General features: G+C 68.5%; 14 protein-coding genes. 12 read left to right on the top strand and 2 right to left on the bottom strand.

What is annotated here, in order from left to right; translation table 11 throughout:
* Position 1 precedes the first annotated feature (1 nt).
* From C1931_RS16065 to C1931_RS16010, 12 genes are all read left to right on the top strand, one after another.
* On the top strand, positions 2–1,978 hold the full coding sequence (locus C1931_RS16065) for a type IV pilus secretin PilQ family protein (protein ID WP_108757054.1): 1,977 nt from the start codon (positions 2–4) through the stop codon (positions 1,976–1,978).
* A 164-nt stretch (positions 1,979–2,142) separates the two neighbouring features.
* Complete coding sequence (locus tag C1931_RS16060; protein WP_108757053.1) at positions 2,143–3,168, top strand: MoxR family ATPase; 1,026 nt, start codon at positions 2,143–2,145, stop codon at positions 3,166–3,168.
* Between the two features lie 8 nt (positions 3,169–3,176).
* On the top strand, positions 3,177–4,091 hold the full coding sequence (locus C1931_RS16055; RefSeq protein WP_108757052.1) for a DUF58 domain-containing protein: 915 nt from the start codon (positions 3,177–3,179) through the stop codon (positions 4,089–4,091).
* Positions 4,088–4,537, top strand: a complete 450-nt coding sequence (locus C1931_RS16050; RefSeq protein WP_108757051.1) for a DUF4381 family protein — start codon at positions 4,088–4,090, stop codon at positions 4,535–4,537. Before C1931_RS16055 ends, C1931_RS16050 begins: the two co-directional genes overlap by 4 nt.
* Positions 4,534–5,538 carry a VWA domain-containing protein gene (locus tag C1931_RS16045; RefSeq protein ID WP_108757050.1) on the top strand — a complete coding sequence of 335 codons (1,005 nt, stop codon included), beginning with the start codon at positions 4,534–4,536 and terminating at the stop codon, positions 5,536–5,538. The genes C1931_RS16050 and C1931_RS16045 overlap by 4 nt, the downstream gene beginning before the upstream one ends.
* On the top strand, positions 5,535–7,337 hold the full coding sequence (locus tag C1931_RS16040; protein WP_108757049.1) for a VWA domain-containing protein: 1,803 nt from the start codon (positions 5,535–5,537) through the stop codon (positions 7,335–7,337). Before C1931_RS16045 ends, C1931_RS16040 begins: the two co-directional genes overlap by 4 nt.
* On the top strand, positions 7,334–9,031 hold the full coding sequence (locus tag C1931_RS16035) for a BatD family protein (protein ID WP_108757048.1): 1,698 nt from the start codon (positions 7,334–7,336) through the stop codon (positions 9,029–9,031). Before C1931_RS16040 ends, C1931_RS16035 begins: the two co-directional genes overlap by 4 nt.
* 57 nt (positions 9,032–9,088) lie before the next feature.
* Positions 9,089–10,408 (top strand): dicarboxylate/amino acid:cation symporter, encoded by a 1,320-nt coding sequence (locus C1931_RS16030; RefSeq protein WP_108750951.1) that lies wholly within the window; start codon positions 9,089–9,091, stop codon positions 10,406–10,408.
* Positions 10,409–10,485: 77 nt separating this feature from the next.
* Positions 10,486–10,908: a hypothetical protein gene (locus C1931_RS16025; protein ID WP_234412838.1), complete on the top strand. Its 423-nt coding sequence runs from the start codon at positions 10,486–10,488 to the stop codon at positions 10,906–10,908.
* Between the two features lie 126 nt (positions 10,909–11,034).
* Positions 11,035–13,032, top strand: coding sequence for a transketolase (gene tkt / locus C1931_RS16020; RefSeq protein WP_108757046.1), 1,998 nt, complete (start codon positions 11,035–11,037; stop codon positions 13,030–13,032).
* Between the two features lie 244 nt (positions 13,033–13,276).
* Positions 13,277–13,555 (top strand): type II toxin-antitoxin system RelE/ParE family toxin, encoded by a 279-nt coding sequence (locus C1931_RS16015; RefSeq protein WP_108757045.1) that lies wholly within the window; start codon positions 13,277–13,279, stop codon positions 13,553–13,555.
* Positions 13,556–13,566: 11 nt separating this feature from the next.
* Positions 13,567–13,872, top strand: a complete 306-nt coding sequence (locus C1931_RS16010; RefSeq protein ID WP_108750948.1) for a HigA family addiction module antitoxin — start codon at positions 13,567–13,569, stop codon at positions 13,870–13,872.
* Positions 13,873–13,896: 24 nt separating this feature from the next.
* On the opposite strand, the gene C1931_RS16005 is transcribed toward C1931_RS16010, so the two are convergent.
* The gene (locus C1931_RS16005) at positions 13,897–14,340 is read right to left on the bottom strand and encodes an NADAR family protein (RefSeq protein WP_234412837.1); all 444 of its coding nucleotides are present in this window, start codon (positions 14,338–14,340) and stop codon (positions 13,897–13,899) included.
* Between the two features lie 229 nt (positions 14,341–14,569).
* Positions 14,570–16,522, bottom strand: a complete 1,953-nt coding sequence (locus C1931_RS16000) for an acetyl-CoA hydrolase/transferase C-terminal domain-containing protein (protein WP_108757044.1) — start codon at positions 16,520–16,522, stop codon at positions 14,570–14,572.
* Between the last annotated feature and the right edge of the window lies 1 nt (position 16,523).

The following is a 16,523-nucleotide window of genomic DNA, read 5'->3' as shown; positions in this document are numbered from 1 at the left end:
GATGACTTTTCACCAAGCCAAGGGGCTGCGACCCATCCGGCGCTCTACCTTGAACCGCATCAGCGCGCTGGGAGTCGCGTTGATGCTGGCCTGCGCTCCGGCGCTGGCTGCCGCACCGGCTGCAAAGCCGGCCAGCACCACCGTTGCTGCGCCGGCCACCGCGCCGGCCAGCCTTGCGGTGTCGCGCATCGACTTCAAGCGCGGTGACGACGGCAGCGGCCGCCTGATCGTGCAGTTCGACGGCCAGGGCGCCATCCCGGATCTGCGCACGCAGGACAACAGCGTGATCGTGGATGTGGGCAACGCGCGCCTGCCGGCGAACCTGCAGAAGCCGATGAACGTGACCGACTTCGCCACGCCGGTGCAGCGCATCGACGCCAAGCCGTCCGGTGCCGGCACCCAGCTGGTGCTCAGCACCGGTGGTGCGGTCGAATCGCTGGCCTACCAGAGCGGCAACGAATACGTGGTCGAGATCACCCCGCGCAAGGCCCCGGCCGCGGTGGGTGCGGTCACCGCCGGCAGCGTCAGCCAGGCCGCCAAGGGCGTGCCGCAGCGCGGCTACAGCGGCAAGCCGGTCACCTTCAACTTCCAGGACATTCCGGTTCGTACCGTCCTGCAGTTGATCAGCGACGAATCGAACCTGAATATCGTGGCGTCCGATTCGGTGCAGGGCAACGTGACCCTGCGCCTGGTCAACGTGCCGTGGGACCAGGCACTGGACATCGTGCTGCGTGCCAAGGGCCTGGACAAGCGTCGCGACGGCAGCGTGATCTGGGTTGCGCCGCAGGCTGAACTGGCCAAGTTCGAGCAGGAAAAGGAAGACGCGCGCATTGCGATCGAGAACCGCGAAGACTTGGTGACCGATTACGTGCAGATCAACTACCACAGCGCCACGCAGATATTCAAAGCGCTGACCGAAGCCAAGGGCATCGGCGGCAACAGCGGCGGCGGGCAGGGGGGCGGCAGCGGTGGTTCGGCGTCGCAGGAAGAAAGTGGTTTCCTGTCCTCGCGCGGCCGCATCGTGGCCGACGAGCGCACCAACACGCTGATGATCAGCGACATTCCGAAGAAGATCGCGCGCATGCGTGAGCTGATCGGGGTGATCGACCGCCCGGTCGACCAGGTGCTGATCGAAAGCCGCATCGTGATCGCCACCGATACCTTCGCCCGCGAACTGGGTGCGAAGTTCGGCATCAGCGGCAGCCGCGACAACGTGTACTTCAGTGGTGATCTGGATGCCAATGCCGCGACCCGCAAGTCGCAGGTTGACGCAGCGGAAACCAATGCCAAGGCCGTTCGTGACTGGGTTGCGGGCGGAAGCGTGGGCCCCCGTCCTGTCGCGGTCGGTTCGTCCATCACCCGCGGCCTGAACTGGAACCTGCCGGTGGCCTCTACCAGTAACCCCGGTTCGCTGGCACTGTCGATCCTCAACGCCGGCTACCTGCTGGACGTGGAACTGTCGGCCATGCAGGAAGAGTCGCGTGGTGAAGTCATTTCCAACCCGCGCGTGGTCACCACCAACCAGCGCGAAGCCCTGATCAAGCAGGGTAAGGAAATCGGCTACGTCACCATCAGCGGTGGTGGTGTCGGTGCTGCAGCCACGCCGAATGTGCAGTTCAAGGAAGTGGTGCTGGAACTGAAGGTCACCCCGACCATCACCGACGACAACCGCGTGTTCCTGAACATGGCGGTGAAAAAGGACGAGGTCGAAAGCTACATCGTGCTGGAAGGCTACGGCCAGGTGCCGAACATCAACCGTCGCGAGGTCAACACCGCCGTGCTGGTGGAAGACGGCCAGACCGTGGTGATCGGCGGCGTGTACGAGTTCACCGACCGCAACAGCGTCAGCAAGGTGCCGTTCCTGGGCGACGTGCCGTTCCTGGGCAATCTCTTCAAGAAGCGCGGCCGCAACAAGGACAAGGCGGAACTGCTGGTGTTCGTGACCCCGAAGGTGCTGCGCGTGGCCAAGCGCAGCTGATCGGTGCCACCGGATGTAGGAGAAGGGGCCGCCATGTGCGGCCCCTTTTCGTTGTGGATGCACGCCCTGCGTGCAGGGCCGTTCATCCATCCTTGATCCAATCCCCGGACCAGCCTGCGATGATGTGGGGAACCCGTGCCGTCCTGCGCCGGTCAAAGGCCCCCATGAACCTGCCACCGCCGATGCCCGAATCCATCTCCCCGCCGCCTGCGCCGGCCACCTCGCGGCTGCATGCCGCCTTCACCGCCCTGCGCGACGCGCTGTCGGCGGAGATCGTCGGCCAGGCCGCACTGGTCGAGCGGCTGTTGATCGCGCTGCTGGCCGACGGCCATCTGCTGGTGGAAGGCGCGCCCGGCCTGGCCAAGACCACCGCCATCCGCGCGCTGGCCGCCCGCCTGGAAACCGAATTCGCGCGCGTGCAGTTCACCCCGGACCTGCTGCCGGCCGATCTGACCGGCACCGAGATCTGGCGCCCGCAGGAAGGCCGTTTCGAATTCGTGCCCGGCCCGATCTTCCATCCGATCCTGCTGGCCGACGAAATCAACCGTGCCCCGGCCAAGGTGCAGTCGGCGCTGCTGGAAGCGATGGGCGAACGCCAGGTGACCGTCGGCCGGCACACCTACGCCCTGCCGTCGCTGTTCCTGGTGATGGCCACGCAGAACCCGATCGAGCAGGAAGGCACCTTCCCGCTGCCGGAAGCGCAGCTGGACCGTTTCCTGATGCACGTGCGCATCGGCTACCCCGACCAGGCCGCCGAGGCAGAGATCCTGCGACTGGCGCGCGAACGTGCGCGCGGCGCGCTGGGTGAAGCGCCGCCGGCGCCGGACAAGCTGCCGATGCAGGATGTCTTCGATGCGCGCCGCCAGGTGCTGGACCTGCACATGGCGCCGGCGCTGGAGCGCTACCTGGTGGAACTGGTGCTGGCCTCGCGCGATCCCGGCCGCTACGACCCGGCATTGGGCCGTCGCATCGCCTGGGGCGCCAGCCCGCGCGGGTCCATCGCTCTGGAACGCTGCGCGCGTGCGCGCGCCTGGCTGGCCGGTCGCGATTTCGTCACCCCCGACGACGTGCGGGCGGTGGCTGCCGACGTACTGCGGCACCGGGTGCTGCCCAGCTATGAAGCCACCGCCGAAGGCTGGGACGGCGAGCGCCTGGTGCAGGAACTGCTGGCCCGCGTGCCCGCGCCCTGAGCCTGCGCATGACCGATCATTCCACGCCCAGCGCCGGTGACGGCCTGCGACCGCAGTTGGCCGAACTGGTGGCCCTGCGTGGCCTGGCGCAGCGCCCGCCGGCACCGCGTCGCGGTCGCACCGGCCTTGCCGGTCAGGCACCGTCGCCGCTGCGCGGCCGAGGCATGGAATACGCCGAATCGCGCGAGTACGTGGCCGGTGATGACGCGCGCCATATCGACTGGCGGGTGACCGCGCGTAGCGGGCGAGCGCATACCAAGCTGTTCCAGGCCGAGCGCGAACGGGTCACGCTGATCGTGGCCGATACCGCGCCGGCCCTGTACTTCGGCACCCGCGTGCGCTTCAAGTCGGTGCAGGCCGCGCGTGCCGGCGCCATTGCGGCGTGGTCGGCGCAGCGCCGTGGCGACCGCATCGGGGCGTTGCGCGGCAGCGACCGCGAACCGCCGGTAGCCCCTGCTGGCGGGCCGCGCGGCGTGCTGCGCGTGCTCGACGCGCTTACCCGCTGGTACGCGCAGCCGCCCGCCGACGATCTGGGCCTGGAGCGCGCGCTGGACCACGCCAGCCGCGTGCTACGCCCCGGTGCGCGGCTGCTGGTGCTGGCCGATCCGCAGCAAGCCCTGCGCATCGCCCCTGCGCGCTGGGGCGCGTTGGCGCAACACCACGACGTGACGCTGCTGCTGCTGGTGGATCCGCTGGAAATGCAGCCGCCATCGGCCGCGCTGCAGTTCCTGTCGCCACAGCAGCGGGTCAGTCTGGACCTGCGCCGCAGCGATGTGCAGGCGCACTGGCATGCCCATTTCGTCGCGCCGGTGGACGCGCTGCGACGGCACCTGGTGGCGCGCCGCGTCGATGTGCAGTTGCTCTCGACCGATGCCGCCAGCGATGCCTGGTTGGCCCCGGCGGCCACCGAGGTGCCGGCATGAGCGCCGCGCTGCCGCTGCGCGACGTCGCGCTGCCGCCTGCACCGGCCTGGTGGCCGCCTGCGCCGGGTTGGCTGATGGTGATCGCCGCCGTGGTGCTGGTGCTGGCGGTCATCGTGGTGATCGTGGTCCGGCGTCGCCGTCGCCGCCAGCGCTGGTTGCACGCCTTCGACCAGGAGCTGCGGGCCGCCGGCACCGGTCCGGCCGAGCTGGCGGTGATTGCCGGTCTGTTGCGGCGTGCGGCACGCCAGGCGCAACCGGGCAGCGAAGCGCTGCAGGATGCGGCCTGGTGGGCGCGCATCGATCCGCAGGACGCGTTGCCTGATGCGCAGCGCACCCTGCTGACCGAAGGCCCGTACCGCCCGCAGATGGAAACCTCGCAGCTGGACGACATTCGCACCTGGGCGCGGCAGCGCTATCTGCAGCTGCTGCAGGAGCGCCGCCGATGAACCTGCTGGCCTCCTACTGGCCCTGGCCGGATCTGCAGCTGGCGTGGCCGCTGGCGTTGCTGGCACTGCCGCTGCCGCTGCTGATGCATTTCTGGCCGCGCCGCGCATTGCCGGGCGCGGCGCTGCGCGTGCCGTATGCCGCCGCCGAACTGCAGGCTCTGGCCGGCGGAGGGCGGGTGGATGCGTCGTGGCTGCGCACCCTGCTGTTGTGGCTGGGCTGGGCCGCGTTGTGCGTGGCGATGGCCCGCCCGCAGCAGCTGGGCGAAGCCATCACCCCGCCGCAGCAAGGCCGGCAGATGATGCTGGCCATGGACGTATCCGGCAGCATGAGCGAACCGGACATGGTGCTGGGCCCGCAGGCGGTGGAACGCCTGACCGCTGCCAAGGCGGTGCTGGCCGACTTCCTGGACCGCCGTGCCGGCGACCGCGTCGGCCTGCTGGTGTTCGGCGACCGCGCGTACACGCTTACCCCCATCACGGCCGATCTGGCCAGCGTGCGCGACCAGCTGCGCGACAGCGTGGTCGGCCTGGCCGGCCGCGAGACGGCCATCGGCGATGCCATCGCACTGGCCGTCAAACGCCTGCGCGCGCAGCCGGAAGGGCAGCGGGTGCTGATTCTGCTCACCGACGGTGTCAGCAATGCCGGCGTGCTGGAACCGCTGCGCGCGGCCGAGCTGGCCAAGGCCGAAGGCGTGCGGGTGCACACCGTGGCCTTCGGTGGCGACGGCAGCATGCGCCTGTTCGGCATTCCCATCGCCGCCGATCGCGACCCGGTGGACGAGGCGACGCTGCGGCGGATCGCCGAGCAGACCGGCGGCCGCTTCTTCCGTGCGCGCGATACCGACGAACTGGTGGGCATCTATGCCGAACTGGACCGGCTGGAGCCGATCGCCGGCAAGGGCCCGAGCACGCGCCCGCGCGACGAACGCTACGCCTGGCCGCTGGCACTGGCGCTGTTGCTGGGCTCGCTGGCCTGGCTGTGGTCGGAGCGCCGCCGATGATCGCCCTGTCGCTGGCCCTGCCGGACTGGAACGCGCTGCATTTCATGCGGCCTGATTGGCTGTGGGCGTTGCTGGCGCTGCCGGTGATCATCGCCTTCGCCCTGTGGCGGCAGCGCCGCAGCGAAGGCTGGCGGCAGGCGGTGGATGCGCATCTGCTGCCGCACCTGCTGGCGGCCGAGGGGCGCCGACGGCTGCGGTTGCCGTGGGCCATCGTGCTGGGCTGGGCGCTGGCCGTGCTGGCCCTGGCCGGGCCCAGCTGGCGGCAACAGGCACAGCCCTTGTTCCAGTCCAGCGCGCCTCTGGTGGTGGTGCTGGATCTGTCCAGCCGCATCACCGCGACCGACCTGCCGCCGTCGCGCCTGCTGCAGGCACGGGCCAAGATCGGCGGTCTGCTGCGGGCGCGTCAGGGCGGGCAGGTGGGCCTGGTGGTCTACGCCGACGATGCCTATACGGTGGCGCCGTTGACCGACGATGTGGCCAACGTGGCGCTGTACCTGGACGCGCTGGCGCCGGATGTGATGCCGCGTGATGGCCAGCGTGCCGACCGCGGCATCGATTGGGCCACGCAGTTGCTGCGGCAGACCGGTGCGCTGCGCGGGCGCATCCTGCTGATCAGTGACCAGGCCAACGGCGAAGCAGCACTGGCTGCGGCGCAGGCGCGCGCACTCGGCCTGCAGGTGTCGGTGCTGGGCCTGGGCACGCCCGCCGGTGCCGCTTACCGCGACAGCAGCGGCCAGATCGCGCAGGCCGCGTTGGACGAAACCGGGCTGCGCGCAGTGGCCACGGCCGGCGGCGGTCGCTACCAGCGCATTGCCGCCGATGATCGCGACCTGCAGGCGCTGGATGTGTTGGACGGCAGTGGCGCGCAGGCACAGGCGCGTCCCGGCCAGAGCCGGCAGTGGCAGGACGAAGGCTACTGGCTGCTGCCGCCGGTGATGCTGCTGGCGCTGCTGGCGTTCCGTCGCCGCGCGCTGCTGGCCGCCGTGCTGGCCGTGGGCCTGTTGCCGCTGAGCGGGCAGGTGCAGGCCGCGCCGCCAGCCGCGGCCACCAGCCCAGCGCACGGTACGCTGTGGCAACGCGGTGACCAGCGCGAACACGAGCGCCTGGCCGAAGGCGTGCAGGCGTACCACAACGGCGATTTCGCGGCGGCCCGACAGAAGTTCGAAGGCATCGACAGCGATGCCGGCTGGTACAACCTGGGTAACGCGCTGGCACGCCAGGGCGACTATGACGGCGCCATCGCCGCCTATGACAAGGCGCTGGCCAGGCACCCGGGCATGGCCGATGCCGTGGCCAACCGCGCGGTGGTCGATGCCGCGCGCAAGCGCAAGCCGCCACCGGGCAAGAACGAAGGGCAGGGCAAACAGCCGCCGAAGTCGCAGAACCCATCGCAGCAGCCCAAGCCGTCGCAGGGCCAGCAGGGTCAGGGTCAACAGGGGCAGCAGGGTCAACAAGGCCAGCAGGGCCAACCGCAACGTCCGCAGGACGGCAAGCCGGGTGAGCAGCAGGACGGTTCGGGCGCGGGTGATTCGCAGCAACCACCACAGTCCGCAGACGCCAAGGCGCAGGCGCAGGCCGATGCCCAGCAGCGCCAGCGCATGCAGCAGTCCCTGCAGCAGGCGCAGCGCGCCGACCAGGCCGGCAAGGTGGCCGCGCGCAGCGACGGCCGCACCCCGCAGCAGCGCGAGGAACAACAGGCCGTGGAAGCGTGGATGCGCCGCGTTCCCGATGATCCGGGGGCGCTGCTGCGCACCAAGTTCCAGTTGGAAAACGAACGTAGAAAGAGGGAAGGGCGATGAAGCGCAAGGCACGCGTGCATGAACGTTGGGCGTTGCCTGCGCTGGCCCTGTGGCTGTTGTGGTTGCCGCTGGCCGCGATGGCTCAGACCCGTGCGTGGCTGGAACCGGACACCATCGCCGCCGGCGACTCGGTCACCCTGAATGTGGAAACCGACCAGGGCGCGCCCGACTACACGCCGCTGAACGTCGATTTCGCGCTGGGCGCACAGAGCAGCAGCCGTCAGGTGCAGTGGAGCAATGGCGGCATGCAGCGCCGCGATGTGTACACGGTGCTGCTGACGCCGCGCCGCACCGGCGTGCTGCAGGTGCCTTCCCTGCAGGTCGGCGCCGCACGCACGGTGCCGCTCACCCTGCAGGTGAACGCCGCGGCGGTGGCGACGGCGCAGACCCATGCCGCCGCCTTCGTCGAAACCGAGGTGGACGATGACACGCCTTACGTACAGCAGAGCGTAGGCGTGGTGGTGCGGCTGTACTTCGCCTCGCAGCTGGCCTCGGGCGAGCTGGTGCTCGATACGCCGCAGGGCGCATCGCTGCAGCGGGTGGGCGAGGACCGCACCGATGTGCGGCAGATCAATGGCCGTCGCTACAACGTGGTTGAACGGCGCTTCCTGCTGATTCCCGAACGCAGCGGTGCGCTGCGCCTGCCGGGCGCACGCTTCAGTGGCCGCAGTGCCGGCGGCTTCTTCGACGATTTCTTCGGCAACGGCGGCGATGGCCGCATGAATGCCGTCGCGCCCGAGCGCACCCTGCAGGTGCGCGAGCAACCGGCGCAGGCGCCACAGCCGTGGCTGCCGTTGCACGGCCTGCAGCTGCGCTATACCAGTGCGCCGAACACCGCGCGTACCGGCGAGGCCGCCACCGTGGTGGTCGAAGCGGTGGCCAACGGGGCCACGCGCGCGCAGTTCACCGACCTGCCGGTGCCCGATCTGGGCGATGCGGCGCAGGTGTTCGCCGAGCCGGCGCAATACGATGAAACCTTCACCGGCAGCACGCCGCGGCTGAAGATCACCCGGCGCTATTCGATCGTGCCGCGCACGCCGGGCGACCTGGTGGTGCCCGGGCCCAGCGTGGCCTGGTGGAACGTGGACAATGGCACGGCGCAGCAGGCGCGCCTGCCCGAACTGCGCCTGGCGGTCAGCGCCGGGCGTGGCGGGGTGCCTGCACCGCAGCCGATCGACACGCAATCGGCCTTGCCCGGCCAGGATGCGACCCCGGCAGCGCAGACGGCACTGGCCGCGACGGCGCGCGCGGTACCGGCATGGCCGTGGGTGGCCGCCGTGGTGGGGCTGGTCGTGCTGTGGCTGCTGACCCTGCTGTGGGGCTGGCGGCGTGGCCGCAGGGCAGCGGCGCCGGCCGGTGCCGCGGCGGGCACGGCAGCACCGGTCCGCCGCGGTGGCGGCAGCACCGCCGACCTGCGCCGCGCGCTGGATGCCGACGGCTTTGACCAGGTGGAGGCACAGCTGTGCGCGATGGCCGGTGTGGACCGCTTGGAGCAGGTGATCGAACGCCTGGCCGACGCCGAACAGCGCCAGGTGCTGCGCGACCTGCAGCAGGCGCGCTGGGGCGTGCAGGGCGAACTGGGCGCGCTGCGGGCGCGCCTGCGGGTGGCCTTCCGTGACGGACCGCACTGGTCGGCCCCGCAGGCGGCCGGCGACACTGGGCTGGCGCCGCTGTACCCCACGCGGCAACCCTGAACCAGCGCGGCCTGCGCGCTTTGTTAGAGTAGATTCATTTTTCGAGGAACCCCGCATATGACAGCAGCTGCTGCCGGCAAGAAGAAGTTGCCCCTGCACTGGAAGATGGGCATCGGCTTCGCGATCGGCCTGGTCCTGGGACTGATCGTGCACGCCCTGGGTGGCAGCGTGGAAGGCCTGCAGACCGGCGCCAAGTGGGTGATGGACTACATCACCACGCCCGCCTCGGGCCTGTTCCTCAACCTGATCTTCATGCTGATCGTGCCGCTGATCTTCTCGGCACTCATCATGGGTGTGTCGGAAATGGGCGATATCCGCGCCCTCGGCCGCATCGGCTGGAAGACCCTGGCCTACACCGTGCTGCTGTCCGGCATTGCCGTGGGCATCGGCCTGGTGCTGGTGAATGTGCTCAAGCCCGGCGCCGGCGTGGACCCGCAGACGGCCGCGCTGATGCTTTCGGAAAACGCCGAGCGCAGCAAGGAAATCGTGGCCGGCATCCATGGCACGCCCAAGGGCATGGACATGCTGCTGTCGATCGTGCCCAGCAACGTGCTGCAGGCCGCTTCGGACAACGGCGCCATCCTGTCGCTGATGTTCTTCGCCCTGATGTTCGGCATCGGTATGGTGCTGACCGACGATGAGAAGGTTGCGCCGCTGCGCCGCGCCATCGAGGGCGTGTTCGAAATCTCGATGACCCTAATCAACCTGGTCATCCGCCTGGCCCCGTATGCGGTGGCCTGCTTCATGTTCAACCTGGCCGCACTGTTCGGCTTCGAGCTGATCATCCGCCTGGGCGCCTACGTGGGCGTGGTGGTGCTGGCCCTGGGCCTGCACATGGTGGTGACCTACGGCACCGCCGTGTGGCTGTCGGGCCGTTCGCCGCTGTCGTTCTTCCGCGATACCCAGGAAGCGACGGTGATGGCCTTCTCCACCGCATCCAGCAACGCGACCCTGCCCACCGCCCTGCGCGTGGCCGACCAGATGGGCCTGCCGCAGCGCGTGTCGCGCTTCGTGCTGACCGTGGGCGCGACCGCCAACCAGAACGGCACTGCGCTGTTCGAGGGCGTGACGGTCATCTTCCTGGCCCAGTTCTTCGGCGTGGACCTGAGCATCGGCCAGCAGATCATGGTCATGGCCGTGTGCATCCTGGGCGGCATCGGTACGGCCGGCGTGCCGTCCGGCTCGCTGCCGGTGGTGGCCATGATCTGTGCCATGGTCGGGGTGAACCCGCTGGGCATCGGCCTGATCCTGGGCGTGAACCACTTCCTGGACATGTGCCGCACCGCCCTGAACGTGACCGGCGACCTGGCCCTGACTACCCTGGTGGCCAAGGGCGAAGCGCACGATGGCCCGGAGCCGGCTGCGCCACGCGATTGAACGCGCCCTGAATGCCATGGATACTATCCCGACGCATGGAAGGCGTCGGGATTGGCGCCGTGCGAACGGGAGCAGAAATGAGGATTTCGTACGTGATGGTCGCCGCCCTGGGCCTGCTGGCCTTCGACGCCAATGCCCAGAAGGCCTGTGAAACCAACTACACCAAGACCGGCAGCTTCTTCGCCGGGCGCACCTTCACCACCTGGGACGTAGTGCCCAACGCGACCCCGGCTGACGCGCTCAAGCGCATCCAGATCGAAGGCGTGAAGTCGGGCCTGAAGGTCGCCACCGTGGACAAGGACCTGGGCATGCTCACCATGGAGCAGAACGTCCAGTTCAACGGCGGCCAGACCACCCTGCCGTGGAACGTGCTGATCGAGGCCGAGGGCAAGGGCTCGAAGATCACCGTGACCAAGACCACTCCGGCCACCTACGCCACCGGCGAGGACTTCCAGAAGAAGTCGATGTGCGCCGTGATCGAGGCCGCCGCCCCGAAGTAAGCGGCGGGCGGGGCCAGATCCCTTTCTCTGGCAAGGGATCTGGCCCTACGCCTGAACCCGGCCCCGGGTCTGTGGGACAATGGGGGGCCCGCACGTCCGCGGCCGCCTCCCGATTCCGACAGAACCATGACGCAGCCTACCCGTCGCCAGTTGGCCAACGCCATCCGCTTCCTTGCCGCCGATGCGGTTGAAACCGCAAAGTCCGGCCACCCCGGCATGCCCATGGGCATGGCCGATATCGCCGAAGTCCTCTGGAACGACTATCTCCGGCACAACCCGAACAACCCGCAGTGGTTCAACCGCGACCGCTTCGTGCTGTCCAACGGCCACGGCTCGATGCTGCAGTACGCCCTGCTGCACCTGAGCGGCTACGACCTGCCGATCGAACAGCTCAAGCAGTTCCGCCAGCTGGGCAGCCACACCGCCGGCCACCCGGAACGCCACGAGACCCCGGGCGTGGAAACCACCACCGGCCCGCTGGGCCAGGGTTTTGCCAACGCCGTGGGCTTCGCTCTGGCCGAGAAGCTGCTGGCACAGCGCTTCAACCGCCCGGAGCTGGAAATCGTCGACCACCGCACCTGGGTGTTCATGGGCGATGGCTGCCTGATGGAAGGCGTTTCGCATGAAGCCGCTTCGCTGGCCGGCACCTGGGGCCTGCACAAGCTGGTCTGCTTCTGGGACAACAACCACATCTCCATCGACGGCAACGTCGAAGGCTGGTTCACCGACAACACCCCCGAGCGTTTCGAGGCCTACGGCTGGAACGTGGTGCGCGATGTCGATGGCCACGATCCGGAAAGCATCAAGGCTGGCATCGAAGCGGCCCTGTCGCAGGACGACAAGCCGACCCTGATCTGCTGCCGCACCACGATTGGTTTCGGTTCGCCGAACAAGGCCGGCAAGGAATCCAGCCACGGCGCGCCGCTGGGCAAGGACGAACTGGAAGCCACCCGCAAGCAGCTGGGCTGGAACTACGGTCCGTTCGAGATTCCCGAAGAGATCTACGCCGGCTGGCGTGCCGGCGGTACCGGCACCCTGCGCCAGGCCGAATGGGAACAGCAGTTCGACAAGTACGCCGCGCAGTTCCCTGCCGAAGCCGCCGAACTGACCCGTCGCTCGCACGGCGAACTGCCGGCCGACTTCGTCGCCAAGGCCGATGCCTACATCGCCCAGGTGGCCGCTGAAGGCCCGACGATCGCTTCGCGCAAGGCCTCGCAGCTGGCCATCGAAGCCTTCGCCCCGCTGCTGCCGGAAATCGTCGGCGGTTCGGCTGACCTGGCGCACTCCAACCTGACCCTGTGGAAGGGCAGCAAGTCGGTCGCCAGCGACGACGCCAACGCCAACTACGTGTACTACGGCGTGCGCGAGTTCGGCATGACCGCCATTGCCAATGGTCTGGCCCTGCACGGTGGCTTCATTCCGTTCGATGCCACCTTCCTGGTGTTCAGCGACTACGCCCGCAACGGCGTGCGCATGAGCGCGCTGATCCCGGCCCATGCCATCCACGTCTACACCCACGACTCGATCGGCCTGGGCGAAGACGGCCCGACCCACCAGCCGGTGGAACACCTGGCCTCGCTGCGCTACATCCCGAACAACGATGTGTGGCGCCCCTGCGATGCGGTGGAATCGGCGGTGAGCTGGAAGGCAGCGATCACCCGTCAGGACGGTCCGAGCTGCCTGGTGTTCAGCCGCCAGAACCTGCCGCACCAGCCGCGCGATGCCGGGCAGATCGCGCAGATCGAACGCGGCGGCTACGTGCTGGCCGATGCGGTCGGCACCCCGGACGTGATCCTGATCGCCACCGGTTCGGAAGTGTCTCTGGCCACCGAAGCCAAGGCGCAGCTGGATGCCGCCGGCCTGAAGACCCGCGTGGTGTCCATGCCGTCCACCGACGTGTTCCTGCGCCAGGATGCGGCCTACCGTGAATCGGTGCTGCCCAACGCCGTGCGCAAGCGCGTGGCGGTGGAAGCCGGCGTGACCGGCTTCTGGCGCCAGTTCGTTGGCCTGGACGGTGCCGTGATCGGCATCGACACCTTCGGCGCTTCGGCCCCGGCCGACAAGCTGTACCAGCACTTCGGCATCACCGCCACGCACGTGGTGGAAGCAGCCAAGGCGCTGTAAGCCGCGTCGCGAAGCAGAAAGGGAAAGGCCGGCGCAAGCCGGCCTTTCTTGTTTTCCGATCGGCACTGACCGCCGTGTCGATGTCGATGACGCTATGGCCTCTTCCGCCGGTACGGCATTCCCTGCGACAACAGGATCCTCGGGTGGCCGCAGCAAGAGCCAGCCAGCTTCTGGGCCTGGAGGCGCGTGTGCACAATGATTGCGCAATTGCAGGGTGTAAGGTGATGCCTTACAGTGTGCTGGGGTGATCGTCAGCTTCCAGCACAAAGGACTGAGGACACTTTATGAGCGTGGGGACGCATCGGGTGTCCGCGCCGATCATGTTGCACGCTTGCGGCGCCTGCTTCACCAGTTGGACCAGGCCCATACGCCTGGAGACATGGGGCTGCCAGGCAATCGCCTGCACCCCTTGCGTGGCAGCTACAAGGGATACTGGTCGGTAAGCGTGTCAGCGCATTGGCGACTGGTTTTTCGCTTCCGCGGTCTCGATGTTGAACTGGTCGACTACCTTGATTATCACTAGGAAGCTATCCGATGCCGCTGCATGATCCGCCCCATCCTGGGGAAGCGCTACGCGAAGACATCCTGCCGACGATCAAGATGTCCATCAGTGCGCTCGCGCACCACCTCGGGTACTCACGTGGGCAATTGTCGACGGTCATCAACGGCCATGCAGGCATTTCTGCCGAGCTGGCGTACCGCTTGGAACTGGCCGGTCTGGGAAATGCCCGGATGTGGTTGGCGATGCAAGCGGCCTACGATCTCTGGCAGGCAGAACATCGCGAGCATCCTGCGATCGCGCGTCTCGATCTCCCCGAAGCCTTGAACCGCCCGCAGTAGATCCACGCCATGCGTGGATGAGCGCTACATCGCCTCGCGCACATCCATCAATGCAAAGCCCAGCAGGTTCAGCCCGCGCCATTGCGCCGGGTTGTGCGCGTCGGCGTGGTCCTTGGCCAGGCCGATGCCCCAGATGAAATCCACCGGGCTGGCTTCCACCAGCACCCAACCCGCCGTGGCGCGCAGGAAGGCGCCCAGTTCCGGGTTCTGGCTGAACTTGGCGCGGTTGCCGGCCACCACCAGGTCGTAGCGCGCCTGCACCCAGCGCGCTTCATCGAAGCCTTCGATCTGGCGGCCCAGCGCCTTGGCCTTGTCCGGCGTGGCGCTGGCGATGATCTTGTCGAGCAGGACGGTTGCGCCGAACAGCCGCGCCTTGCCGGCCATCATGTAGTGCTCGGCGGTGCGGTAGTGCACGCCCTCAATGTCGAAGCCGGCGTCGTACCACTGGCTGAAGCAGGACGCAGACACACCGCTGCGCGGCTAGTGGCCCCAGAAACACAGATAGCGCAGGTCATCGCCTGCGGCCTGGCGTTGCTGCAGGTCGTGCAGGAAACGGGAATCGTCGTTCATCGGCACAGCATAGCGTGCCGCCGCAGCCTGGTAGGTGCCAACCTTGGTTGGCACAGAAGCTTTTCCGCCGGGCATGGCCCGGCGCTACCGTTCCGCCGGGCATGGCCCGGCGCTACCATCGCTGCGATTACGCGGTGCGCGCCAACGCCAGCCGCAGCAGCCGCGCGTTCAAGCGCTCGCCAAAATCCTTCGGCGCCTGCAGCCCCATGCGCTGCAGGTACACCGCATCGCCATCGCCGGCCGGCTGGCGCAGCGCGGCCCACGCCGTGCGCAGCGTCGCGCCGCGCGTCTGCGTATTCGCCTTCAGCCAGCCCAGTGCCTTCACCAAGACCTGTTCGATCTCGTTGAAGTCACTGCCCAGCGGGTAGTCGGGCAGGGTGCCATCACTGCGGAAGGGCGCCAGCGCCGCCGCCAACGCGGCCGGCGTGTTGCGCTGCAGTCGCTGCGGATCCGGCTGCTGCGCGGCACGCAGTTTGCGCGCCGCGTGCGCCTGCTCCAGCAGTGCGGTCTGGAACGGCGCTTCCGTGATCGCGGTCATCGCCTGCGCGCAGTCCTCGTCGGTCAAGCCGCGCAGATCGGCAATGCCGTACTCGTTCAGATAGATATCGCGCAGGTGCCGCGGAATGGTGGTGTGGCCGTAGTTCCAGCGCACGTTCGAGGCGCGCTGTCCTTTGTCGTCGCGTGCGGCGCGGAACATCAGCACGCTGCGTGCTTCCGGCAGGGCATGGGCCATGGCCACGAAGTTGTACTGGCCACCCACGCCCGAGACCACGCGCCCATCGTCCAGCGCGTCCGACACTGCCGCGCCCAGCGCGGTGGCCATCATGCAGGAATTGAAGAAGCGCGCATGGCGGCGCTGCAGGCGCTCCAGCGTCTCGTTGCCACCATAGAGCTGGTTGATCTCGCTGATGCGGCGCATGCCGATCGCGCGGCATTCGTCTTCAGGCAGGGTGCGCAGCCATTCGTAGAATTCCGGCGAACCCAGGTAGAACGCGCCGTGCAGGTATTCACCCTCGGCGGCCAGCGTGGCATGGTCGATCGACAGCGTGCTGCCGTTTTCGATGCGCTGCATCAGGGCCAGGTCGTCGTGCACCTTGCGCTTGATCACCCCGGTCTGCACCAGCCGGCGGAAGCCCTCGTTGAGCATTTCGCTGCAGCCGTACAAGCCCACGTCGAAGGGCTCCAGCCCGCCGATTTCCTGCACCAGCGGATGGCTGGCCAGCTGCGGGTCCAGCGCATGCAGCACGCGCCGGTAACGCGCGTTGTCGGTATGGCGCAGCACCAGCGCGTGGCTGAGCGCGTCGGCCAGGGTGCCGATGCCGATCTGCAGCGTGCCGCCATCGCGCACCAGGGTGCTGGCGTACAGGCCGATGGCGTAGTCGGCGTCGGCCACCGGCTGCCGCGGCAGGCCGAACAGCGCGGGGTAGGGCGGCGGCGGGGTGATCACCAGGTCGAAGAAGGACACATCCACCGTGGCCGAACCGCCCAGGTAGGGCAGCTGCGGATCGATCTCGGCCACCAGCAACGGGCGCGGCAGGCCGCGTGCGGCAATCGCATCCAGCGTGTCCTGGGTGATGTCGTTGTTGCAGGACAACGACAGCCGGCGATCATCCGGGCGCATGGCCACCTTCTGCACGATCACCTGCGGCGCGCGCTGGGCCACCGCATCGGCCGCGTGCGTGTAGTTCAGGCTGGTGTAGCTGGACTGCGCCTGCCGCGACCCCAGCAGCGCGCCGGACTGCATGTAGAACTCTTCCACCTGCACATGCGCCGGCAGTGCATCGCGGGCGATGGCATCGGCATAGGCCAGGCGCGGGAAATCCTCGCCGAAATGGCGCTGCACGAACGGCGCCATGAAGCGCGCCTCCAGGCCATCGCCGCGCGCCTTGGGCGGGTTCAGCGACAGCGCGGTGTACAGCTGCAGCGGTCGCGACGGATCTGTTTCCACCCGCGTATACAAGGCGTTCAACAGCCGGTGCGGCTTGCCCAGCGCCAGCGGCGCACCCACCCGCAGCGGCCCGTCCACGCGCGCGAACAGCCAGTCAACGGCGGCGTCCAGGTCGGTCAGGTGTTCGGTCATG

The sequence above is a fragment of the Stenotrophomonas sp. YAU14A_MKIMI4_1 genome, assembly GCF_003086855.1.
Taxonomy (GTDB): Bacteria; Pseudomonadota; Gammaproteobacteria; order Xanthomonadales; family Xanthomonadaceae; genus Stenotrophomonas.
The sequence above is the reverse complement of the archived record's forward strand: the minus strand, read 5'-3'. Positions and strand labels throughout refer to the sequence as shown.